Annotated in this window: 21 protein-coding genes; 9 read left to right on the top strand and 12 right to left on the bottom strand. The window is 41.0% G+C overall.

Going from position 1 to position 22,699, the window contains the following annotated elements:
• Positions 1–196 precede the first annotated feature (196 nt).
• Together V7L01_RS10500 and V7L01_RS10495 are read left to right on the top strand one after the other, a co-directional pair.
• The gene (locus V7L01_RS10500; protein WP_335034438.1) at positions 197–1,150 is read left to right on the top strand and encodes a 1-aminocyclopropane-1-carboxylate deaminase/D-cysteine desulfhydrase; all 954 of its coding nucleotides are present in this window, start codon (positions 197–199) and stop codon (positions 1,148–1,150) included.
• Between the two features lie 108 nt (positions 1,151–1,258).
• Positions 1,259–3,040, top strand: a complete 1,782-nt coding sequence (locus V7L01_RS10495; RefSeq protein WP_335034436.1) for a GmrSD restriction endonuclease domain-containing protein — start codon at positions 1,259–1,261, stop codon at positions 3,038–3,040.
• 182 nt (positions 3,041–3,222) lie between these two features.
• Here the strand turns inward: V7L01_RS10495 and V7L01_RS10490 are convergent, their stop codons facing one another.
• Positions 3,223–3,483, bottom strand: a complete 261-nt coding sequence (locus V7L01_RS10490) for a hypothetical protein (RefSeq protein WP_292759579.1) — start codon at positions 3,481–3,483, stop codon at positions 3,223–3,225.
• 586 nt (positions 3,484–4,069) lie between these two features.
• On the opposite strand from V7L01_RS10490, the gene V7L01_RS10485 reads away from it, so the two are divergent.
• Complete coding sequence (locus V7L01_RS10485; RefSeq protein WP_335034434.1) at positions 4,070–6,190, top strand: tetratricopeptide repeat protein; 2,121 nt, start codon at positions 4,070–4,072, stop codon at positions 6,188–6,190.
• 32 nt (positions 6,191–6,222) lie between these two features.
• On the opposite strand, the gene V7L01_RS10480 is transcribed toward V7L01_RS10485, so the two are convergent.
• The 3 genes from V7L01_RS10480 to V7L01_RS10470 all read right to left on the bottom strand — a co-directional run bounded on the left by V7L01_RS10480 (position 6,223) and on the right by V7L01_RS10470 (position 9,587).
• Positions 6,223–7,005: a hypothetical protein gene (locus V7L01_RS10480; RefSeq protein WP_335034432.1), complete on the bottom strand. Its 783-nt coding sequence runs from the start codon at positions 7,003–7,005 to the stop codon at positions 6,223–6,225.
• 118 nt (positions 7,006–7,123) lie between these two features.
• Positions 7,124–8,689 carry a DUF1565 domain-containing protein gene (locus V7L01_RS10475; protein WP_335034629.1) on the bottom strand — a complete coding sequence of 522 codons (1,566 nt, stop codon included), beginning with the start codon at positions 8,687–8,689 and terminating at the stop codon, positions 7,124–7,126.
• Between the two features lie 367 nt (positions 8,690–9,056).
• Positions 9,057–9,587, bottom strand: a complete 531-nt coding sequence (locus V7L01_RS10470) for a pentapeptide repeat-containing protein (RefSeq protein WP_335034430.1) — start codon at positions 9,585–9,587, stop codon at positions 9,057–9,059.
• A 260-nt stretch (positions 9,588–9,847) separates the two neighbouring features.
• Between V7L01_RS10470 and V7L01_RS10465 the strand changes: the two genes are divergently transcribed.
• Positions 9,848–10,738 carry a hypothetical protein gene (locus V7L01_RS10465; RefSeq protein WP_335034429.1) on the top strand — a complete coding sequence of 297 codons (891 nt, stop codon included), beginning with the start codon at positions 9,848–9,850 and terminating at the stop codon, positions 10,736–10,738.
• A 64-nt stretch (positions 10,739–10,802) separates the two neighbouring features.
• On the opposite strand, the gene V7L01_RS10460 is transcribed toward V7L01_RS10465, so the two are convergent.
• On the bottom strand, positions 10,803–12,197 hold the full coding sequence (locus tag V7L01_RS10460; protein WP_335034427.1) for a TldD/PmbA family protein: 1,395 nt from the start codon (positions 12,195–12,197) through the stop codon (positions 10,803–10,805).
• 333 nt (positions 12,198–12,530) lie between these two features.
• Here V7L01_RS10460 and V7L01_RS10455 point away from each other — a divergent pair, with 333 nt between their 5' ends.
• Positions 12,531–12,851 (top strand): RNA recognition motif domain-containing protein, encoded by a 321-nt coding sequence (locus tag V7L01_RS10455; protein WP_109007425.1) that lies wholly within the window; start codon positions 12,531–12,533, stop codon positions 12,849–12,851.
• A 120-nt stretch (positions 12,852–12,971) separates the two neighbouring features.
• The gene (gene rpsU / locus V7L01_RS10450; protein WP_069073774.1) at positions 12,972–13,163 is read left to right on the top strand and encodes a 30S ribosomal protein S21; all 192 of its coding nucleotides are present in this window, start codon (positions 12,972–12,974) and stop codon (positions 13,161–13,163) included.
• A gap of 570 nt (positions 13,164–13,733) precedes the next feature.
• On the opposite strand, the gene V7L01_RS10445 is transcribed toward rpsU, so the two are convergent.
• Complete coding sequence (locus tag V7L01_RS10445; RefSeq protein WP_335034424.1) at positions 13,734–13,898, bottom strand: CopG family transcriptional regulator; 165 nt, start codon at positions 13,896–13,898, stop codon at positions 13,734–13,736.
• A gap of 565 nt (positions 13,899–14,463) precedes the next feature.
• On the opposite strand from V7L01_RS10445, the gene V7L01_RS10440 reads away from it, so the two are divergent.
• Positions 14,464–15,021: an HPP family protein gene (locus V7L01_RS10440; RefSeq protein WP_335034422.1), complete on the top strand. Its 558-nt coding sequence runs from the start codon at positions 14,464–14,466 to the stop codon at positions 15,019–15,021.
• A gap of 211 nt (positions 15,022–15,232) precedes the next feature.
• Here V7L01_RS10440 and sppA read toward each other — a convergent pair whose 3' ends face one another.
• Complete coding sequence (sppA, locus tag V7L01_RS10435; protein ID WP_335034420.1) at positions 15,233–17,068, bottom strand: signal peptide peptidase SppA; 1,836 nt, start codon at positions 17,066–17,068, stop codon at positions 15,233–15,235.
• Positions 17,069–17,150: 82 nt separating this feature from the next.
• Entirely contained in the window at positions 17,151–18,200 is a 1,050-nt protein-coding gene (gene fni, locus V7L01_RS10430) for a type 2 isopentenyl-diphosphate Delta-isomerase (protein ID WP_335034418.1), read from the bottom strand.
• Between the two features lie 153 nt (positions 18,201–18,353).
• On the opposite strand from fni, the gene V7L01_RS10425 reads away from it, so the two are divergent.
• Entirely contained in the window at positions 18,354–18,941 is a 588-nt protein-coding gene (locus V7L01_RS10425; protein ID WP_335034416.1) for a Uma2 family endonuclease, read from the top strand.
• A 54-nt stretch (positions 18,942–18,995) separates the two neighbouring features.
• On the opposite strand, the gene V7L01_RS10420 is transcribed toward V7L01_RS10425, so the two are convergent.
• The 3 genes from V7L01_RS10420 to V7L01_RS10410 all read right to left on the bottom strand — a co-directional run bounded on the left by V7L01_RS10420 (position 18,996) and on the right by V7L01_RS10410 (position 20,807).
• The gene (locus V7L01_RS10420) at positions 18,996–19,376 is read right to left on the bottom strand and encodes a DUF6632 domain-containing protein (RefSeq protein WP_335034414.1); all 381 of its coding nucleotides are present in this window, start codon (positions 19,374–19,376) and stop codon (positions 18,996–18,998) included.
• 199 nt (positions 19,377–19,575) lie between these two features.
• Complete coding sequence (locus tag V7L01_RS10415; RefSeq protein ID WP_335034412.1) at positions 19,576–19,989, bottom strand: hypothetical protein; 414 nt, start codon at positions 19,987–19,989, stop codon at positions 19,576–19,578.
• A 563-nt stretch (positions 19,990–20,552) separates the two neighbouring features.
• A complete protein-coding gene (locus V7L01_RS10410; protein ID WP_335034410.1) occupies positions 20,553–20,807 on the bottom strand; it encodes a hypothetical protein in 255 nt (84 codons plus the stop codon).
• A gap of 114 nt (positions 20,808–20,921) precedes the next feature.
• Between V7L01_RS10410 and V7L01_RS10405 the strand changes: the two genes are divergently transcribed.
• Positions 20,922–22,352, top strand: coding sequence for a hypothetical protein (locus V7L01_RS10405; protein WP_335034409.1), 1,431 nt, complete (start codon positions 20,922–20,924; stop codon positions 22,350–22,352).
• A gap of 100 nt (positions 22,353–22,452) precedes the next feature.
• Here the strand turns inward: V7L01_RS10405 and V7L01_RS10400 are convergent, their stop codons facing one another.
• Entirely contained in the window at positions 22,453–22,656 is a 204-nt protein-coding gene (locus V7L01_RS10400) for a hypothetical protein (RefSeq protein ID WP_335034407.1), read from the bottom strand.
• Positions 22,657–22,699 lie beyond the last annotated feature (43 nt).

Raw genomic sequence — 22,699 nt, 5'->3', positions numbered from 1 at the left:
TCTGGAGCGAGTGTTCTGTTTCTTATATTTACCTGAAACACTCAATTAGTAAAATGCCAATTTCTAAAGCTAATCATCAGAAAGATTTATTCTTTATTTGGATGGAGTTACCATTGAATTAATCAATGTTTATCATTACTTTTATGTTCAATAATGAACGTGAGAAAATGTAGATTCTCAGTTAGAATGTTGACACATGTCGTTAACCTTTATTGCTCCTCCTCTACAACAAATCAACAGCGAAATCGCCCGTCGCGCAGGTGTCGATCTCTATGTGCTGCGCCTCGATCTCATGCACCCCTTGGTTAACGGCAACAAGTGGTTCAAGCTGAAATACAACCTTTTGGAGGCTAAGGAGAAAAATTTCACAACGCTGCTAACCTTTGGCGGCGCTTATTCCAATCACATCTATGCAACTGCGGCGGCTGGTAATCTTTTCGGCTTTCGCACCATCGGCGTAATTCGAGGCGAGGAGAGGCTACCGTTGAATCCTACGCTGAGTTTTGCTGTACAACAGGGTATGCAGCTTGTGTACCTGAACCGCGAGATGTATCGACAGCGCAACACACCAGCATTAGAAGAATATCTGCAACAACGTTTTGGCGAGGTATTTATCATTCCCGAAGGCGGGAGTAATTTAAATGGTGTGCGCGGCTGCACAGAGATAATTGCTGATGCGATGCCTACGGCAGGCTACGCATTCGATCGTATATGCGTAGCCTGCGGTACAGCTACCACATTAGCAGGTATTGCGCTTTCGTTGCATGAAGGACAAAGAGCGATCGCTTTTCCCGTTCTAAAAAATGGGGCATTTCTCGCACAAGAAATTGAAAGTTTATTGAAAAATTACCTCACCTCTGATTTACCCACACCATCTAACTCTCCCGCTTCCTGGGAATTGGTATGTGATTACCACTTCGGCGGCTATGCAAAGGTGAACGATGAGTTAATACTGTTCGGGCAACAGTTTACACAGGAACATGGCATACCTCTTGATTACGTATATACCGCCAAAATGTTTTACGGAGTGATGGATTTACTACAGCAGGGATTTTTTTGTAAAGGCGACTCATTACTGTTGGTACACACAGGCGGCTTACAGGGAAACGTTGGAATGGAAGAAAGGTTGCAGAGATTTTCTAAAATCTGAGTTGCCACTTAATTAAATATCAGTTACCTTTGTATGGAATTTTACTAATATAAGTAAAATTCATAAGCCAATCTTGATATTTACCCAAAGTTATGTAAGGTTAATTCAATGTTTACATACACTAATCGGATTAAGCCAGATGATAATAGTATCATTGATTATTTGAAAAATCTCCTAGATAAAAAATACCAAATTCCAACTTTTCAGCGAGATGTTGTCTGGGAGAAAGAGAATGTAAAAAAGCTCTGGGATAGTATTTATAAGTTTTACCCTTTGGGAAGTATTTTAATTTGGAAAACCAATACAAAATTAGAAAGCCATAGAGAAATAGGCGGTATTCAATTTACTGATAATTTTAACTCTCATGAATACCAATATATTTTAGATGGTCAACAAAGGACAACTGCCCTTTTAACGTCAATATATGGAGGCAATATTGCTAATAAAGAAAATTTTGATCCAAGGCTTTATATAGACTTAACTGTTGAATTGACTGATGTTATTGATGATATAAGCTACACAAAAAGATTTTTATTTTGGGATGAAATTGATGATAAGAATGGTCAATTAAAAGCAAATTCAGGAAAAACACAGCGTTATCAAGAAAAATTAATTGTTAGTTTAATAGAATTTATTACCAGTTATAGTGAGTTAGAAAGGAATCTTTATAAAAATGGTTATACTGACTTTGAGCATCCTTATTTACAACAATTGAGAAGAATTAGAGATGTTTTTGCTTATTACAAGATTTCCTTGATTGAGCTACGAGGTATTGAAGTTGCAGAAGTCTGCCAAATATTTGAGCGGATTAATCAAGCTGGCAAACCATTAAATATCTTTGATATTGTGGTTGCTAAAACTTTTCGTCCTGAAGATAAAGCAAATAATATCTCTGGGTTTTATCTTCGTGAATTAGTGAAAAATTTTCAAGCTAATATTCCTAGTACTCAGTATAAATATATTGATAGCTTGACATTGCTTCAGATGCTAGCTGTAGTAGTAAAACTTGAATTTCCTGATGCAGGTATACAAAATATTACTGATAAATATCTTAATAATCTCAAAACAGAACATATTGAAGCTGTATGGTCAGATTTTAAAACAGCCATCGCTAATACTTTTAAATTTTTTGATAATTGTTTGCATATCAAGGGGCCAAAGTTAATTCCTTACCGATATTTATATCTGACTATAACAGCATATTTTTATCGTAATATTAAACCAAATTACAGTTTTCTAGAAAAGTATTTTTGGTATTATTGTTTTCACAATGAAGATTTGCTATCTAATACTACCTACCTTTGGCAACATATAGAATTTATTAATCAAGAAAAAAATACGAATACTTACTCATTCAATCAGTTTAAAATTGATAGAAATCAGCTAAAAAAATCATTTTACAGTTCTAGAGGTCGTTTATCCAGAGCGATCCTATCACTTTATGCAAACCATGAGCCAAAAGATTGGGCAAAACCTCATCAATATGTTTTGTCTGATGTTTATTATCTGCTAACAGATAAGCCTAACCTGCACCATATATTTCCAGTCAACTTTATTAAGCAGAGTGGCATTGCGAGTCAAATAGAATCTGACAGCTTGATGAATATTGCCTATCTATCTCAAATAACTAATTTGAAAATTAGCGATAAAAATCCATTAGATTATCTCAAAGAATATGACGAGCCTGGTTTAGAGACAGTGCTACGCTCTCATCTTATACCGACAATTATTCTTGAATGGTCAAGAGCCGATGCACTTCCTGAAAACGCCCTAACAATTTTTATTGAAAAAAGAGTAAATCTTTTATTAGAGGCTTTAAGACTGAAGTTAGACGGGATTGAATTTAATGTTTTTGATACAGGCGATCGCACCGATAAAAGCTCTTCCTAAATAAGGGATTGCCTAAAAAAGAAGTATTGCTGGATGAAAATAATAAATTTGCCCAACGCACCCGCTCCTATACGTGAGATATTCATACTTTGATAACAAAGAGCGTTCCGCAATTGGGAACGCTATATTTTGGTAAATTATAGATAATATGGATTTAAATTGAAAATTGCTAGTTGCTAAAATCAAGCATGGAGATTTGCCTGCTCCTGCAACCAAGGATCTACAGGTTGTCCATCTTTGCGGCGTAATTCAATTTCCACTACCATTACTTCTTTGGAACCAGGAGGCGCAGGTTTTTTATGGAAAATAATGTCATAATCTTCTGGATTGTGTTTGCGCTCTTTTAACCATTCCTGTACTTTGGTTGTGGCAAAAAATGATTGCCCTTGCTCAAACATTCGGGTAATCTGCAATTGCAGTGTATAAGGATTTAGCCGACCCATTTTCTACCGCCTTTGTTAAGTTAATTTTAGGTCAAGTAATCTGCTTACCGTAGATAATCTAATGTTAGTGCGAAGTACCAACACTTGCACTTCGCCTACAGGTGCAAATTCTAGTTTCAACGCCCTCCAATTTATAGGAACAAAGTCCGAACCTAGTTCTGTAAATGGTCTAAGAAAGCATCTATGCTCCTGCAAACTGTATTCCACAGGTTGATAAATCTTATTTGTGCTGCTTAGTTTTTGCAGTCTTTGGTAGTAGCTACAACTTAGTAATGTTATAATAAGCTGTTCCACATTTAAATTGCATAACTAGGGCGGGCAAGATGCCCACCCCACAAGAGTTTGATTTAATCTGATTATGCAATTTAGATGTTTTTTAGCTTAGTACCTCACAAAAAAAATTGTCAAAAACTTGACTGCACTGCACCGCTGAAGTTTTACGTACACTAAGGGATGAGGGAACGGATTAGTTAAGGATTGTTCAGCATTTACCACTGCCTCTACAACATTTCACTACTTAATTCTGTTATAGATTGGAGAGAAGCACGCCGCTTCAAAAACTGACCAACAGACTGAGATGGTTGTTATGAAGAGCAAAAATCAAGCTGTTTTCGCTTTAATTGTAAAAAGTACTATTGTCTTTTTACCCTTACTGTTATCCGTTGGAATTGCCAGTGGACAATCTGCACCATTACCCTCCCCAGGACTAACTCCTACTCCAGCCTTATCGAGTCAGGAACGGGAAGAATTAGCACGACTACGAGCGGAAAAGCGAATCCAACAGCAAGTTCAATCTGACTTTAATAGCGCTTTTAGCCGTACAACTATCTTACTTAATATCTGGCTAGTTATATTAAGTCTATTTCCAGTTGCAATCATTGCTTTATTTTGGCTTTTGCGACGGGTGATAATCCGTGAAATTGTTGATAGAGCAATGCAACAACTACAGGGAATGGAAAAATTACAAAATCAGCTAACTACCGTTAAGCAAGAGGCTGAAAATGTTATTCAAGAAGCTAAAAAAATCAATTATGAATTAGAACAGGAAACGACTGTTTTACAACAAAAAATCAAAAATGGACAAGAAAATGTCTCTATGCTTACATCTGAGCTAGATTTAGCGAAAGCACAGGTATTAAGTAGATTAGAAACTGAACTAAAAAAATCTCAAGAAAATATCGGAAATTTAGAGTCAAAATTTGCTTCTGGGCTATCTAAGTTAGAATTGGATGCTCAACAACAAAGAGATATAGCACTGGATAATCTAAGAAAATTAGCATCTGTCATGGCAGAGGAACTGTCTAATTTAAACTTAGGCGTGCAACAACAGCAAGAACTAGCTGTTGCTGATTTAGAGGTATCAAAATCTGAGTTCACATCTCAACTTTATGGATGGCAGTCTGATGCTCAAAAGCAAAAGGATATAGCTCTTGAAGGTTTAACAAAATTGCAGTCAGAATTTGCTGATAAATTATCAGAATTCCAGATAGATGCTCAAAAACAAAAAGAGATCGCACTGGAAAATTTAGGAATATTAGATAAAGAATTAAAATTTCAATTATCTGAATTACAGGTAGATGCTCAGGAGCAAAAAAATAAAATTGTTGAAAATTTAACAGCATTGCAGTCAGAATTTGCCGCTCACCTATCGGAGTTACAAGTAGATGCTCAAAAATGCAAAGAGTTAATCATTGAAAATTTAGAAAAATCGGGTTCTGAGTTTACTTCCCAATTCTCAGATTTACAATGGAATGCTCAACAACAAAAAATTCTCATTTTGGAAAAGCTAGAAAGGTTAGAAACTGAGTTTGTTTCTCAACTCTCTGAGTTACAATTGGATGCCCAAGAAAGAAAGGATCTCATTCTTCAGGAACTAACTGAAATTACACCTGAATCTATCCTAGAGGCGGTGAATTCTGAAGTTGACATTGAGATCGCAGATGCATCCATCCCAGAGGTTGTAAATTCTGAAGTTGAGGAAGAAATACAAGAACAGCCACAACAACCGGGATTAACTGCTGATGAGTATTTACAACAGGGAGATGGGCTGTTTTCGCAAAGGCGTTATGAAGATGCGATCGCAGCTTACAACCAAGCGATTAAAATCCAACCTGATGAACCTGTGGCTTGGTTAAAACGAGGTCTAACTCTAGGGAGATTAAAACGCTACAAAGATGCGATCGCTTCCTATGATAGAGCTATTCAGATTCAGCCAGATTATCATCAAGCTTGGTGCGATCGCGGCGTTGCTTTTGGGAACTTACAACAGCATCAGCAAGCCTTTACCTCATTTGACAAAGCTACACAAATCAAGCCGGATGATGCAGTTGCTTGGTTGAATCGCGGTCTTTCCCTAGTAACTTTGGAACAATATGAAGAAGCAATAGCTTCCTTGGAAAAAGCGCTGGAATTTCAACCAAATTCTCCCAAAATCTGGGATAAACGCGGTTATACTTTGGTGAGATTGGGACGCGATGATGAAGCGATCGCTAGTTTTAACAAAGCTTTAGAAATTAAGCCAGATTATGCCAGTGCTCATTACAATAAAGCAGCCTGTTACGCACTCCAAAGGCAAGTTGACCGATCTCTGTTAACTCTACAACAAGCAATTGAACTTAATCCCAGGTATAAAGAAGACGCAGCAACTGACCTCGATTTTGATGAAATTGCTGAGGATGAGCGCTTTAAGCAGTTAGTTGCAGAATAAAAAGTCATTTGTCATTTGTCATTTGTCATTAGTTATTTCTTATTCTCCCCCTGCTCCCCTGCTCCCTGCTCCCTGCTCCCTTGCTCCCCAGACATCGCTTTGAGTTTAGATGTAAAAGACTCAGAGCGATCGCTTTTTTCTGGAGTAAATTGCCCAATAGGGGCATGAATCGGAGCGGGTGGGAGCAGTTTTGGTTGTCGTTGATGATGGCTTGCTGATGGACAGGGCGGTGGGCTTTCTTGTGAAGTTTGCCTTTGATTGACAGCAGACGATAGCTGAAGGGTTGCCGAAGAGGTAAATTTCCCAGAAAGCGGAGACTTCAAGACGGTTTTATTGTCTCTATCTTCCTGCTTCCCTTGTTCTTGACTCAAAGATGTCTTTGGTTCGGAACTTTTCAGTTGTAGAGTTGCAGTATTGCTGTGTTGATAGCCGTTACGAATCTTAGCTGGTGGTAATTGAGGACTCGTCACTTTCTCTACAGTAGGATTCTTTTTGGCTGGCGGCAGAGCTGGTGCAGGCGATGAAGTTAAGCTTTGGGGAAATTTGCTACAAATCATCCGTTCAAATTCCATGTTGAAATGATATGTTGCCTGATCCCGGCGCTGCCAAAATACTAGGATTTGCTGCACGGAAACCGCTTTATAACGACCTTGATATAGTGCCTCAATCACTGCCAGGTGTAGCCAATTAAGTGGGTACTGCGTTTGCCAACGCTCAACTAGCTCATTGGCAGTATAGCCACTGAGATCGAAACTATAGTTAATTAATAAGGCGATCGCCAAGTTGGCAGAGGTATCTGGAAGTGTTGTTAACATGGGGCTATTAGCTTTAGGCAATAGGTCTAAGATTGGTCACCCATCGCATATTAGCCTAGCGTGCTTTTAACTACATGGTTTTTTTTCCAAGAGTTTCTAGGCCGATAGGCAGTGTTCCCTATTTTACTTGCCAACTTCTGGAATGCAACCCTACATAGACTGATTTAATCGCAGATGTTCGCCCAATCGCGACTAATGCCTGATAAACCATTGCTGCAACTTCGGCGCGTGTTGCCGAACGTGAAGGTGCAAGCACTTTCGGATCTGGATAATTGACAATAATTCCTTGTTGTGTAGCAGTGGCAACGGCTGTCCGGGCATAGTCGGGAATGGTATGACGATCGCTATATACTTCTAAGGCATCGCTATGACCAGCTGGTAGTCCTAATCCGTTTACTAGGGAGACAATCACCTGTAGCCGCTGTACATTCCGATCGGGGCGGAAAGTGCGATCGCTAAATCCGCCAACAAAGCCACCGCTAGCCGCGATTTGGATAGCGCTATAAGCCCAAAAATCCTTGGCTACATCCGTAAAATCAGGTGCTGAGATTTTGGGAAATGGGTTAAAAGCGATCGCCACCAAAGCTGCATACTGGGCGCGAGTCATGGGTTTATCTGGCTGGTAGCTACCATCGGCAAAAGCATGAGTTAAATCCATGCTCACTAATGCCTGGATAAATGATTCCGCCCAATGTCCATCTAGTTGGAGAGACGCAAAGCGGGGAGGGGAGGGCAAGGGAACAAGGGGAGATGGGGATTCTATCGGGGCATCTGAGTCAGTGGCGCTAATCGCGATTGGACTGGCTGGGATCAATTCGACCAAGCCCTTGACTAGAGAAGGATTTAATTGATTACCTACAGAAACTAGCTTTTGTGTAGTGGCATTGTATAAATCAAATTCATTATTATCACGAAAAATATTATCAGCGGGATCTTGGGGATTACCTAAATCGGGGGCTGCATTGCCATTAACTAATACACCACCTTGGGTATTTTTGGCAATCAGATTTTGACGCAGCACAGGTTGAGCGTTACGAGAAAGTGCGATCGCCGTGCGATTTTCTGATAATTTGTTATTTGCGATCGCAGGAGTGGCAAAGTCACTAATTGCTATGCCTAAAAGGTTTCTTTCAAATACATTTCGCAGTACTTCTCCTTGGCTATGACCTGCGATCGTTAACCCGCTAGCAGTATTTTGCAAAAATATGTTATCTAAAATTGTGGGTTTGGCAGTACCGCTAGTAAACACACCTTCTCGCCCACAGTCACTCAAAGTATTGTTAGCTAAAGTAGGTGCAGCCGATTCAATCCAAATACCAGTACCTTTAGCTGAGGGATTGGTTACAGTTACACCTAAAAGACTGGCATTATCTACCAAGAGAAACGTGATATTTTGTATACCAAAGCTGGGGCTTTGATACTCACCACTCCCGGAAATTATAATCCCTGCACCTTTGTTCGCTTCGTTACCCACCACTGTTGCCCCTCCAGGGATGACCAGTGGAAACACCTCACCACTAGCGGTGCTGTAAGTCCCCAATTCCAGATGAATTTTCGTGGTGATTTTGGTTACTTTTAAGGCACGGGTGAGGCTTTTAAACGGACTCAACCGCGAACCAGTATTGGTATCATTCCCTGTCATAGGGTTGACATAGAGTGTGACAACGAGGCTAGAGTTCACCATTGATAGTTGAGAGTCAATTGTTTTAATTATGACAATCATAAACAACACTACTTGTAGCAAACTTTTTCAAAGTAGTATTCTTGTGTGTATAAAATATATCTACGTTACTTTTTCTTGCAAGCGGATAATGTGTACGCGCAAGTTATAGACTCTCACTCAACATTCCAAGTTCTCAGATCGGCGTTCGGTGTTCCAAGCTCAAAATTCCCAGGCTGGAGCCTGGGAATGCATTCATTTATTTGGGCTGCTCCTCAATATCTGGAGTCAGCAGCTTCTAATCAGCCGTTGCCATGCGGAGCATAGGAAGGAAACAACAATGGGAAATCGAGCTTTATTTCGATTTCTGTGTACACCGTAGTGGGAGATGTCACACATTTTCATCTAGGATTGTTCCTTCTATATTGGCTCCATCCAAATTTGCTCCGCTCAAATTTGTCTGGTTCAAATCTGCTTGAGTAAGATTTGCCTGAGATAAGTCGGCTACAGTTAAGTCTGCACCACTCAAATCGGCTCCATCTAGATTCGCTGCTACCAAGTTTGCTTCCTGTAAATCCGCCTCACTTAAGTTAGCGTCAATCAATTTGGCAACCGTCAAGTCAGCCTGAGTCAAATTAGCTCCTTCCATTGCTGCTCCATCCAAGATAGCTCCATCTAAAATAGCTCCGGTTAAGTTGCTACCAGTAAGGTCAGCATTGCTCAAATCTGCTCCATTTAAGTCTGCCTCAATTAAACTGGCTTGGGCTAAATTAGCGTGACTCAGATTAGCTCCATCTAAAACTGCTTTATCTAAAATTACGCCACTGAGATTGGCTTCCCTTAAATTTGCCTCGCTCAAATTGACACCAGTAAAGTCTCTGACACCTGCGGCATAGTTTTTCAGGAGTTGATCTGCTTTCATATCTGTCACTGTGCTAAGGAACGTTTGATTGAAGCTATCCAGGTCACTCAAGACAGGGAGTAAATCCCCAGCACGCGCCACGGAGGATTGGTGTGGTGAATCAAACCAGAGCGAACATCTAACTAATCACCTTTATCTAGGTTAGCTATCCTTAACAACTAACGCTACTACCTTGGGACGGATTTTGAGGGATTTAAAAATTTAAGCATTAGTGCAAAGCGATCGCTATACTCAATTGTGGTGTTCGTCTGGCAGAGGTTATGGCAAAACCAATTCGTATTCTTTTGCAGACTACGATTCCTACGACTGAAGATGACTGGAGCATTTTTCGTTTCTCGATGTTACAAGATTACTTAGCATCGATTAAAGACGAAGCAGGAAACTGCTTATTTGAAGTTACGGGACGCGATTACGAATCAGATGCAGTAGGTGGTGACTCAGTTTTAAGTAGTCTCGACAAATCAGATTTTGATGAACTTTGGCTATTTGGCTTAGAGGTAGATAACGGTTTAACCGAAAAAGACATTGCCGGAATTAATGCTTTTCGGCAACGCGGCGGCGGTATTTTAACAACACGCGATCATCAAGATATGGGCTGTTCGATGTGTGGTTTAGTTGACATTGGTGATGTTCACTATTTCAACACCAAAAATCCCGATCCCGATGAATCTCGCTGGAGCCGAGATGATTCATACACAACTTATATCTCCTGGCCCAACTATCATTCTGGAGCTAACGGTGATTATCAAAAAATCACCATTATTGAACCCATTCACGAACTTTTAAAAAATCCCAATTCCCCTTCGGGAAGTATCGAATTTTTTCCAACACATCCCCACGAAGGCGGTATTGGCGTACCTTCGGGCAATGCCAATGCGCGAGTAATTGCTTTGGGTAAAAGTTTAGTTACAGGTCGTAATTTCAATCTGCTTGTAGCAATCGAGCATCATCAAGACGATCGGGGAAATATACTAGGACGAGCAGTAGCTAATTCCAGCTTCCATCATTTAGTAGATTACAACTGGGATATTAATAAAGGTTGTCCCACTTTTGTAGATGAAGCACCGGGAGATGGCATGAAAAAAGAGCCACGCGCCTTAGAAGATATCAAAACTTATGTGCGTAACGTCGCTTTTTGGCTAGCAAATTGATTCTTTTATTAATTGCCGTAAGTCCGCCGTTATACCCAAAATACTGGGTATAGCGGCGGGTAGTTCACATTTCCCCACCAACCACTACATCTCGAATTCGGAGGCTAGGGCCGCCACAACCCACTGACAAACCATTTTGCCCTCCCTTACCGCAACCACCGGATTCATCCCAGTAAAAATCATCACCAATTGCCTCAATATCCGCTAAAGTTTGGAATACATTTCCCGAAAGCGTTACATCCCGCACAGGTTCAGCAATTTTGCCGTTCCTAATCATCCACGCTTCCCCAGCACTGAAGGTGAACATTTCCCCATTTGTCATCCCACCCAACCAATTGCGGGCATAAACTCCTTCTTTGATATCGGTGAATAAGTCTTTGACTGGCGTTTTACCCCGTTCAATCCAGGTATTTGTCATCCGCACAATGGGAGTAAAGTGATAGTTGAGACAGCGGGCGTTACCCGTAGGCGCTTCCTCCAATTTGCCAGCAGTTTCACGAGAATGTAAACGTCCAACTAAAACTCCATCTTTAATTAGTTGCGTAGTAGTGGCTGGTGTGCCTTCATCATCGTAAAAATAGCTACCGCGATGTCCCTCTGGAGCAGCACCATCAAAAATTTGGAGTTCTTCTGGGCCAAATCGCCGTCCGATGGTCATGACTTCCAACAAATCGGGGTTTTCGTAAGCCATATCGGCCTCAGAAAGATGTCCGAAGGCTTCGTGGACGAATAAACCCGTGAGAATTGGGTCAATGACTACAGTGTAAGTATTGCCTTTGACAGGTGGTAGAGATAAAGCGGCGATCGCTCTTTGAGCAGCACTTTTTATCTGTTCATCCAAATTAGTTAAATCTTCGTAAGCCTTGCGAGAGCCAGTAGTTTCCCGTCCAGTTTGTACGGTTTCGCCATTTCTAGCGGTGGCGGCAAAGCGCATTTCCATATCTACCCAAGATTGCTCGATGAAAGTGCCTTCAGAGGTAGCAACGATCACTTTTTGGGCGCTGTCACCGTAACGCACCGAGGTAGTGGTAATCCGGGGATCGACGCTTTTGAGCAATTGGGCATAGCGATCGCATAATTGTTTTTTCTGCGAGAGTGGAATTTTTCGGGGATCGGTGCCTTTGAGGGGGAGAACGCATACTGCTTGCACCGGGTCAATGGGTGCAAGTAAAGTTTCTTCATCACCAACCATCCGCGCAGCAGCGATCGCTTCTTCTATCCGATCCTTGATTGTCGCTAGATGGTTAAAGCAGCTCAACCCCCATCCACCTTTATAACAAGCGCGAATATGTCCACCAATGGAGATGCCTTCACTGAGGGTTTCTACCTTGTCGCCACGCAACAAGATATCAGTCCCTTCTGCTTCTTCAAGGCGAATCATCAGATAATCTACACGCTTTGAATAGCGGGCGATCAGATCAGAAAGTAAATTTTGGGCGTCAGCAAGTGTAGTCGGCATTTTCAAGTAGTAGCAATGACGAACTGCATTTATTTTGCAATTATTTGGGGAATTTCTGCTACTCAATGTTGGAGTTCGCCCATGAATCGCTGACCTAGAAAATGGGGGCTAGGACTAAATTCTTGATACCCAATCTTGCGCGTAGCCCTCTGACTGCTAGTACTTCCTTTTTTAGGATGGGTAAGAACTCAAGGATGTGCTAAGGTAGTTAGGTGAGAATAAAATTCGGTTACAGCGTTTGTTTTTAGTATTGACAGGCTTTTCCCTTTTGGTCTTAACAAGCTTGTCTCCGAAATCTAAATCTCTACACACCTATGATTTTGGAGATAACGCATGTCAATTTATGTAGGTAATCTATCCTACGAGGTCACACAAGAAGACCTCACTTCCGTATTTGCTGAACATGGTTCTGTAAAACGCGTTCAGTTGCCTACTGACCGTGAAACAGGCCGTCCACGTGGCTTTGCTTTCGTAGAGATGGGTACAGAAGCTGAAGAAACAGCTGCCATTGAAGCTCTTGATGGTGCTGAGTGGATGGGACGCGACCTTAAAGTCAACAAGGCTAAACCCAAGGAAGACAGAAGTGGTTCCTTTGGCGGTGGTGGCGATCGTCGCGGTGGCGGCGGTGGTGGATACAACCGAGGACGCTACTAAGCTTTAAAATCAAAAATTAAGTTTTAACGTCTTAAGGGCAGAATCATTATCTGCCCTTTTTGCGCTTCGATCTACTGGATGACTTTAAATTGCCCAGTACCAATTAAGTAGGAGATGAAAATGACCCAAGTATTTGTGGGTGAAAATGAAGGAATTGAGTCGGCCTTGCGTCGATTTAAGAGAGAAGTTTCCAAAGCAGGTATTTTCCCAGACATGAGAAAGAATCGTCACTTTGAAACGCCTTTGGAAAAACACAAGCGCAAAGAAGTTGCAAGACATAAACAACGTAAAAGGAATTTCCGCCGCAATTGAGAACAAGCGATCGCATCTCATTAGATTGTTAGCTGTCGAAGAGACGATCGCTGTATTGCAAAGGAGAATCTAAAGGGTAGATTTGGCAAAGCCATTATTGAATTAGGGACTTCTAACTAAAAAAATATCCCATCGCTTTGGCGAGCTGGCGTTGCAGGGGGCGCAGAATAAGCATGAAAACCCCCAATTTTGGGACTTTTGATATGAAGATTCGGCATACATCCATCTCAACAGCGATCGCACTCTATTGATTAGGTTATCAATTTAGGGGGTTTGGGCAGGAATGCTGTTGCCCCTGCCGCTAAACTCCGCCGATGATTTTCCTCGAATACGCTAGGCACTAAAGACGATGAAAACAGAACGATGCGGATTCGCTTGTAGATGAACTATTAGCTCAAAGCCATCCATATTGGGTAGGGCTAAATAAGCAGAAGCAGAATCACTCTGGATTGTGTTCGGTTGCTATAGTGCGCGATCGCAGGAAAGTAACTGATAAGTGCGAAAAATTATATTTTCTTCACAAATTGAGATGTGCTCATCATGGTTTTGTTTTTGATTCAGCATGATTTACTAGGTTTGTGAGACTTTTTCCTCTTGAGCAGAAAGAGAGCGAATTAACTCCCGAATCACATCGGTTGCCGGTCTCCCCGTGATTGAACAGTATTGTTCAAGCTTCTGTGCCTCACTTGATGTGAGATTGATTGTAAGTCGTTTAGCAGCCCATTTTTTATTCATGTATTAGACAGACAAGCTATATTTTTAAACTACTTCTCTAATATCAATCTTTTAAGCTGCTAATACAATGGTATAACTAACGACATCTAGTTTAAGTAATCGTGAAGCTGGATATCATGTTTTTCTAAGCAATAGTGAAGAGATAGAATATATTCTCAAGTATAAAGTTTAGCTACTTAAAAGGCAGTATTGTATAAATATAATGTAAAAATAACTTAAAATTAAGTAAGCATAAAATAAGTATTACAGCGATTCTCGGTTGAGTAAGGTACAAGAACCCCATCCTCAATCCCCTAAGAGGTTGTTTGGAAACTCTTAAAGTACAAAATCGTGGGTTTTTAAGACGCGATAAATCGCCGTCTCTACAAGTGTTTCGATCTTATCTGAACTGTATTGACTTTTATGCAACTTAAATTGACCTGTTTAGCTTTAATTTCAATAAAATAAAAAAATCTGTATATTTGAATACTTTTTAGAGATTTTTTGATAAATGTCATGTTATTGTAACTTTAGCAAAACCTTGCTCAGTCAATTCAGGGAGTCATGATTATCGAGTGGTTCATTCATGATCGACGGTAAAAAAGTTCGGTTGAAATTACAAAATTATTGGTTTAAAACCTTTGGCAGATGGCGATCCTGTCCGCTAACCTGTCCAATAGACAGACCTCATCATCGGCATGTTTTTTGGAGTTGGATCGGTAGTTTTTTAGCCATCACTGCAACGTCTTACCTTGCTGCAAAAACTAATTCTCCTTTGCTGATGGCTCCTTTTGGTGCTACAAGTGTTTTGATCTTTGGTGTGCCTGACAGTCCTTTGGCTCAACCTCGCAATGTCATTGGGGGTAATCTTTTAGCTGCGATCGTGAGTCTGATAATTCTGCATTTTTTCGGTGCTTCTCCCTTGGCAATGGGAATGGCTGTTTCTAGTGCGATCGGAATCATGCAGCTTACCGGAACTGTACACCCACCTTCGGGTGCTGTCGCACTAGTCGTCATGATGACGAAACCGGACTGGCAATTTCTGTTAACACCCGCCTTTGAGGGATCGATGATTCTAGTGCTATGCGCTGTAATCTTCAATAATTTAGCGGAAGAAAGGACGTATCCGAAACACTGGTTATAGCATTGTCTCTAGCAAAGCAGAGCATCCTTAAGCATCAGGTAAAGAAGAAATCGCACTTCAATTGATTTTCGGTTGCTGTGGTTCAGCTTAGATGTTTCCTTAGTAGTAAGTCGAGAAGATTAATGAAAATGCCCTGGCGATCGCAAGGGCATTTGATTGTATTTTAAGAGATAGAGCCGTTTACTAAAAACCTTGAATTATTTACGCTCACTTACTCAATCTTCAAGTTGAAAGGTAAACGGGCGTAAACCCCCTGTGGATCGTTCATCTTTTGCAGAGTCTCTACTTCCTCTTGCAGTTTCTGGAATTCAGCGGTGAGGGGATTGGATGGTTTTAATTGCGCCGCTTCAATTCCTAAAGCATTTCGCGCCTGTTCGGTTGCACGCCCAAAAAAGCGTTCTCCGAAGCTGTTAGTGCGAGGATATTCTTGCACTTCCCAGTCTTCTCCTAGGTTCGCCTGCTTGGCAGCATATGCGATCGCAGTATCCAAACCGCCAATTTCATCCACCAAACCAATTTCTTTGGCCGCCACACCAGACCAAACTCTTCCTTGGGCAATTTCTGCTACTTTTTGTTCTGGGAGTTTCCGACCTTGAGAAACTTTATTCAGAAACATATCATAAATTCGGTTAACGCTGCGTTGATAAAGCGCTAACTCTTGAGGCGATTTCGGACGCGAAACTGTTTGACTATCAGCATAGCGCCCGGTTTTTACCGAATCCCAGGTGATGCCATGATCGTTAGCCAGCTTTTCACCATTGAACAGCAACCCAAATACACCTATTGAGCCTGTAATAGTATTTGGTTCGGCAAAAATGCGGTTCGAGTCGCTGGCAATCCAATAACCCCCAGAGGCGGCGACATCACCCATAGACACTACAACTGGTTTCGCCTCACGAGTTAATTTCACTTCTCGCTGCATGACTTCGGCTGCGGTTGCGCTACCACCAGGACTATTAATCCGTAATACAATAGCCTTGACATCTTTATCTTGTCGCAGTCTGTTGAAGATTTTCGCAAAGCGATCGCCTCCTACTTGCCCATCTTCTCCTTTACCATCGACAATTTCGCCCTCAGCATAAACAACGGCAATTTCATTTTTGGAGTTACGTTCTACACCCAAAGATTTGCCAGAAACTTCTGCGTAGCTATTCAAGCTAATTTGTCGGAATGTTTTGTCGTCTTTATCGCTATCTGTCAACTTTTTGAGGTCAGTTACTACTTCATCGGGGTATGCTACTCGATCGACTAAACCGTTGGTTTTGGCTTGTGTGGCTTCTAGTAGAGCCTGATTATCTGCGATCGCCTGCAACTGGTTAGGTTCAATTTTCCGACTTGCGCCCACAGCAGTGCGCCACTCTCTCCAAACATCATCCAACAATTTTTGAGTTTGTTCGCGGTTTTCTGGACTCAACTTTGTGAGGATAAACGGTTCAACAGCTCCTTTGAATTTACCTACCCGCACAACTTGAACGCCAATACCGTATTTCTGCAATGCACCCGCTAAGAACATCGGTTGTGAACTCAAACCATTGACTTCCATCATTCCCAGAGGATTAAGTACAACGGAATCTGCTACTGAACTAACGTAATATTCCTTTTCACTCCAATCACTGCCATAGGCCACAATCTTTTTCCCAGCAGCGCGAAATTCCTCCAGCGCTTTCCGAATTTCTTTAAGGGAGGCATAGCCGACGCTACTACCTTGGCTTGTCTTTGTTCCATCCAGGTAGATCCCGACAATTCGCGGATCGCGCCGCGCTTTTTCTAAGGTTTCCACAACTTTGCGGAGTGCCATCCTTTCGTCATCCACACCGGATAATGTGTTTTGAAGTACTTCGTCTGAACTAGGTTCGCTATCATTAATTTTCATCGACAAGTCAAAAACCAACACTGACTTATCTTTCACATTTGGCCCAGTATCTTTAGAGGAGGTAGCAGCCAATATTAGCAAGAATAATCCAGTGGTTCCCAGACCACCGAAAATAATTAGTCCTAGTAAGGTGCCAACTAAACTAGCAAAAGTTTGTTTGATAAAATTACGCATTAGTTATTAGGAATTGGGAATTGGGAATTGGGCATTTACAAATGACAAAGGACAAAGGACAAATGACTAATGACCTATTTACTTATTCTATGCGCTGTAAACTGCCAGAGTGCTTTAACTGATACAAGGTAGCGTTGCCAGTGCAAAATAAGACTGTGGTGATTTCGGCGATTAATACTTCAGCCAATTCTGCAACTGCTGTCTCTGATGTTGCTGCTGCTTGCAGGAAAGGCATTGCTAAACCAGCTATATCTGCTCCCAAGGCGATCGCGGTTGCGGCATCCAATCCATGACGCAACCCTCCCGAAGCAATTAAAGGCACATCTTTTGCGATTGCTCTAATAGTTGTAATACACTCTGCTGTCGGTAAACCCCAATCGGCAAACGTCCTCCCTAAGCGGCTTTGCAAAGGATTTTCTGCCCGTTCGCTTTCAACTTTTGCCCAAGAAGTACCTCCCGCACCAGCCACATCAATTGCTGCTACCCCAGCGGCGATTAGTTTCTGTGCGATCGCTGCTGAAATGCCGTTACCTACTTCCTTCGCAATTACTGGTACTGGCAGTTTATTGCATAATTTAGATATCTTGTCAAGTAAACCCCTAAAGTTAGTATCACCTTTAGTTTGAATGCACTCTTGTAGGGGATTAATGTGTAAAATCAGGGCATCAGCCTCTAGGATATCAACTACGCGCAAACATTCATCTAAGCCGTACTTATAGTTAAGTTGCACAGCACCCAAGTTCGCAAATAGCAGAACATCGGGGGCATACTTGCGGACAGCAAAAGTATCAGCTACCTGGGGTTTTTCCACTGCTACCCGCTGGGAACCAACACCCATCGCAATTTTGTAGCGTTGCGCGACTTCGGCCAGACGTTGGTTAATGATTGCGGCCTGTTCTGTTCCGCCAGTCATGGAAGAAATTAACAAGGGTGCGCCAAGGTGTTTCCCCAGAAAAGTTGTACTGATATCAATATCGTTGTGGTTTAGTTCTGGTAAGCAACAATGGGTAAAGCGATAACGTTCCAGTCCATTGGTGATTTGATGAGATTGAACATCTTCCTCTAAACAGATCCGAATGTGATCGGCTTTGCGATTCTGAGTTTGTGCAGAGATATTGGTAGGGGCGTTCACTGGTGGGTATGGCTAAAAGTATTTGCTTGCGATCGCTATTGTTACATTGTCTGCAACCGTATTTGTATAACAAAAATATTTATTTTACCTATCTTTAGGGTACGTTACGCTATTGATAACATACCCATTCCCTCATTTTATGAGTTAATTAATATGGTTTTACAAACAGAAAAGCGTTACTACACCCCAGAAGAATATTTGGAATTAGAAGAAAAAGCTGAATATAAAAATGAATACAGAGACGGAGAAATTATACCCATGACAGGGGGAACAACTAATCACAACAAAATTGCACTTAATTTTTGTCGCAAGTTTCCCCTGACTGTGCAGGGACAAGATTATGAGATTTACATAGGCGATGTGAAATTATCAATACCTCGTTATCGCATTAATACTTATCCTGATGTTATGGTCATCAAAGGTAAGCCTATTTATGAGGGAACAGGTAAAACAATTATCACTAATCCCTTATTAATTGTTGAAGTCTTATCAAATTCAACTAAAAATTATGACAAAACAGATAAGTTTAAATATTATCGTTCAATTCCTGGTTTTCAAGAATATATTATGATTGACCAGTATAGTTTTGCTGTGGAACAATTTGCAAAGCAAGCAGAAGGTCAATGGATTTTTAAAGAGTATGAAAGTGAAGAGGCAGTTTTAGTCTTAGATTCTATCGATTTTCAAATTGCCTTGCGTGATATTTATGAGCGAGTTGATTTTGAGTTGATTGAGGAATAAAACCCTTTCTTACATTGGAAAGGGAGAAAATTTAAATCATTTGTTATACCGCACTCATTCATGCACTGACACTACTTCTCGTGACACTAGAAAACCAAGGACAATTGCCACCAAGATCAATGCTGGAATGTCGCCAACGAGGTGTCCATGTTCCGCAGGGTCAATCACTGCCTGTACAGCCATGATCAGTGCGTGAACAAAACTCGACCAGACGGTGAACCAGATTAAACTGAGATGCGCTTCTGGTTTTCGAGAAGCCCGTAGTAAAAATACACCGAGCGTCCCATAAATGCCGACGATCATCTGTTCGTATTCGTGTTGACCTGGTTGCCATGACCAGCCCGATGGCCAGATATTCATCAACGGATAGATCAGGAGAAAAGCAATTCCAACAACAACAAGGGCGATTTGCAAGTACCGATGCTGCTCATTCATTACTCCAACCTCCCACTATTTTTCCAGGGTAGTTTCTACTAATGGAATGCCTACTTTTAATAGTATTCTTACTAGTGACACTTTAACTTGGGAGTGTTAGGAATCTTGATGTTCCCTGTGGTTTAAAGCTGATTTAACACTGAATTGTCTGCAAAGCAATGGGCATCAATCACGGTGAATGATGCCTACTTGTTGCTCATTACGCCGTCTGTGTAGAAGCTGCTTTCGAGTCTGCGGTGGATCTTAACCGGGTGATGGTGGCTTTGCGAATGCGTAGGCGTAGCCCGCCGCAGGCATCGCTTTTGCGTACTCCGCCTATCATCTCGTATTCCCGGCTGTCTTTGCCATACTTCAATGCTACACCACTGACTAGGCGCTCTGAAGTTTCCCGAATGGTCTTTTCAAGGGTTTCTATTTGTTCCTTTGCTGAGTCAATGGCAGTTAGCATCATATTATACTGGTCAATCTGGTTGCGGAGTTGCCCGGTTAACTCGGTTAAATGGTTTAAGCTGATGGAATCACCAAAGTCGAGCTTGGAATCAATCGATTTGAATCCGATTACTCTCTGTTCGGTTTTTTCTAGCACGGTAGAGTTTCTTTTTTGGCGTGGCATCAATGCAGACTTTTTACTAAACTTTATCTTTCTAGAGTGTCTCAATGGGACAGTATAGTGGTTCAGTAAAACTTGCAAAATAAGGTGTTTTTTGTAATAATATTTGATTACTAGCTCAGTAATTACACGACAACAAACTTGTGTTCTAAACGAATAAGCTTGTGTTCTGAACGAATAGGCTTGTGTTCTGGACGAATAAGCTCGTGTTCTGAACGAATAGGCTTGTGTTCTGAACGAATAAGCTCGTGTTCTGAACGAATAAGCTCGTGTTCTGAGCAAATAAGCTCGTGTTGTGGACGAACAAGAGAGACGCGATAAATCGCCGTCTCTACAAAGCGTTAATTTTGATCAAAAAACCTGATGCGAACCGAATTGCACGCAATCGAGAAACGTATCACAAATAGACCATATTGTAGAGACGCGATGAATCGCGTCTTAAACCAAGGATGTATTGCAATCATTAATTAAATTGGTATTAGATTTTTTCATGCAATTAAACCGGATTCCTGTAACAACCAATATAGCCACAGCCCCTCTTTGCAAGCAAAAAGGGGCTTATGATACTATTGCTCCTCAGAACGGCGATGTTTTGGTAACAGGCTCTTTTTCTGTTTTTCTTGCAAACTGCTAGCTTGTTTCACAAGTGAGATCGACTCTTTAACGATCCATATTAAAACCTCGATTTGTGAGTCTCCTTGCTGAATGCGGTTTTTGGCATTTACACCAATTAATATTGTTTGTATTAATAACAACACTGTAATGATTTGGCGATAAAGCTTTTGACGTGTGCTTTGGCTTTGCTTGCGCTGAGTTTTCATTTATTTACCTCACCTCAATTCCAAATCGAGGTTAAGGTTGGGATTAATTGACAAGTAAATTTCCCAAGCGTTGATTAAAAGCCGTTTAGAATCTACATAGGGTGCTTGGGAAAGATGTCTGGCTTGGGAAAGCACAGAACTTTTTGGAAAATTTTTTTTCTTTTCGATGACGGTACTGACATGGAGCGGAAGGGGCGGAATCTTAGCTACGATGCTGGTAGAAAACAAGCAGAAATATTGCTGCACGCTTTACTGTCATTTGTGGAAAATTCGGAAGAATCAAAAGACTGTAAAGCCGATTGGCAAGCGGGTACTGAGTTATGGGTAACGCATTCTACATTAGAAGGACTGGCAGAACTGACGAAGAAGTATAACGACAGCTTAGAGGCTGAAGCAATTAGGAATGCGCTCAACTGTCTGATAAGCTTGAAAATTCTTCAGGATAAACGCGGACAAACCAATGCCAAAACTAAAACAAACTCAAAAATTTGGCTTTTTGCGCTCAAGTTTCCCAGCATCGATAAAAAAGAAAACCTGAATTGGTTGTTTAAGCAAGGTGGGAAATGGGATAAATGCCGAGAAGCTCAAAAAAACAACTCTGCTAAAGTTCCCAAGACTGCGAAGGAAAAATCTCAGGGTGTTGATTGGCAAGAAATTCGCAGACAACTTACTGATAAAAATGGTAATAAATTCGATGAAATAATTCTTGGACAAGTCGCATTAACTTTATTAGATTTTTCTCCTGATAACTTTGAAGCTTGCGAAGTGGTGAAGGAATTAATTAATAATAGCGATGATTACTTTGTTCCACCTTTTTGGTTGAATAAGCTTCAATTTAATGAACAAGTTGAAGCTATAAGACGGCGTGTATTTTTGGATTCACGACCTATTGAGGTGTCCTCTGAGATACTTGAAGAAGAGAATCATAGTAGTAGAGAAGAAATAATAGATTTGATTTACTCTCTCAACAATATTGATGATGCTAATCCTCAAAAGGTTGAGACCATGTTGAGATTAGAAAAAATCATTACTGGCAATCCAGAGGCTATTGCTCCCATTATTGATGTTATTAAGCGCTCGCTGCGTTCCAACGAAGATTGTGATCGCTACCTTTTGTTTAAGACTCTTAAATATGTCCAGAGAATTGGAAGCGGTAATCTAGAGTTAATAAATCTTCTAATATTAATAATCAATAATCATACATATTATGAAAGTTATGCAATTAAAGAACATGCTATCTCGGCTTTAACAGCTATTGGTATTGGCAATGAAAATGTATTTAATTTTATCATTAATTTAATAGACAATGATGGCTTAGTTGGATTTGTTAGTCCTGTTGCATGTTTAGGAATAATCCTTAGAGATAATCTATTTTCTTTAGCAGTTGCCAAGTTAAGTTGCTACTTACAAGATTCCGTTTGTCAAAATAATCGTGCTTTCTACTTTGATTGCTATTGGACACTCTACCATTGCGCCGAAAATATGACCTACCCAGATTTTTATCAAGCTTGGCATCAACAAGAGAAAGTGAAAGATCAGGAGTAGGAAAGAAAAATACTTCCTCCAGCCAAAACATAAGCGAAATGTAGAAGCGGCAATCCCTTGTAAAGACGCGATTAATCGCATCTCGTAAGCGTCTCGTAAATCAATCGCGTCCGATCTTTCCGCAATCCAGAGAATGCGTCGCCCCTAGTAAAACATATATTGTGGACAGAATGGGAATGTGTAGGCGTAGCCCGCCGCAGGCATCGTTTTTGCGATCGCCCCTTGTAGAGACGCGATGAATCGCGTCTTCTTCCTTCCCATCATTTACATAGCGCAAATAATTCCGAGTTTTTTGGGTTGGCAATTACATCAATGCAAAGCAATAATTGCATAAATTTTTGTATCAA

Source organism: Nostoc sp., assembly GCF_036917095.1.
Lineage (GTDB): Bacteria > Cyanobacteriota > Cyanobacteriia > Cyanobacteriales > Nostocaceae > Nostoc.
The sequence above is the reverse complement of the archived record's forward strand: the minus strand, read 5'-3'. Positions and strand labels throughout refer to the sequence as shown.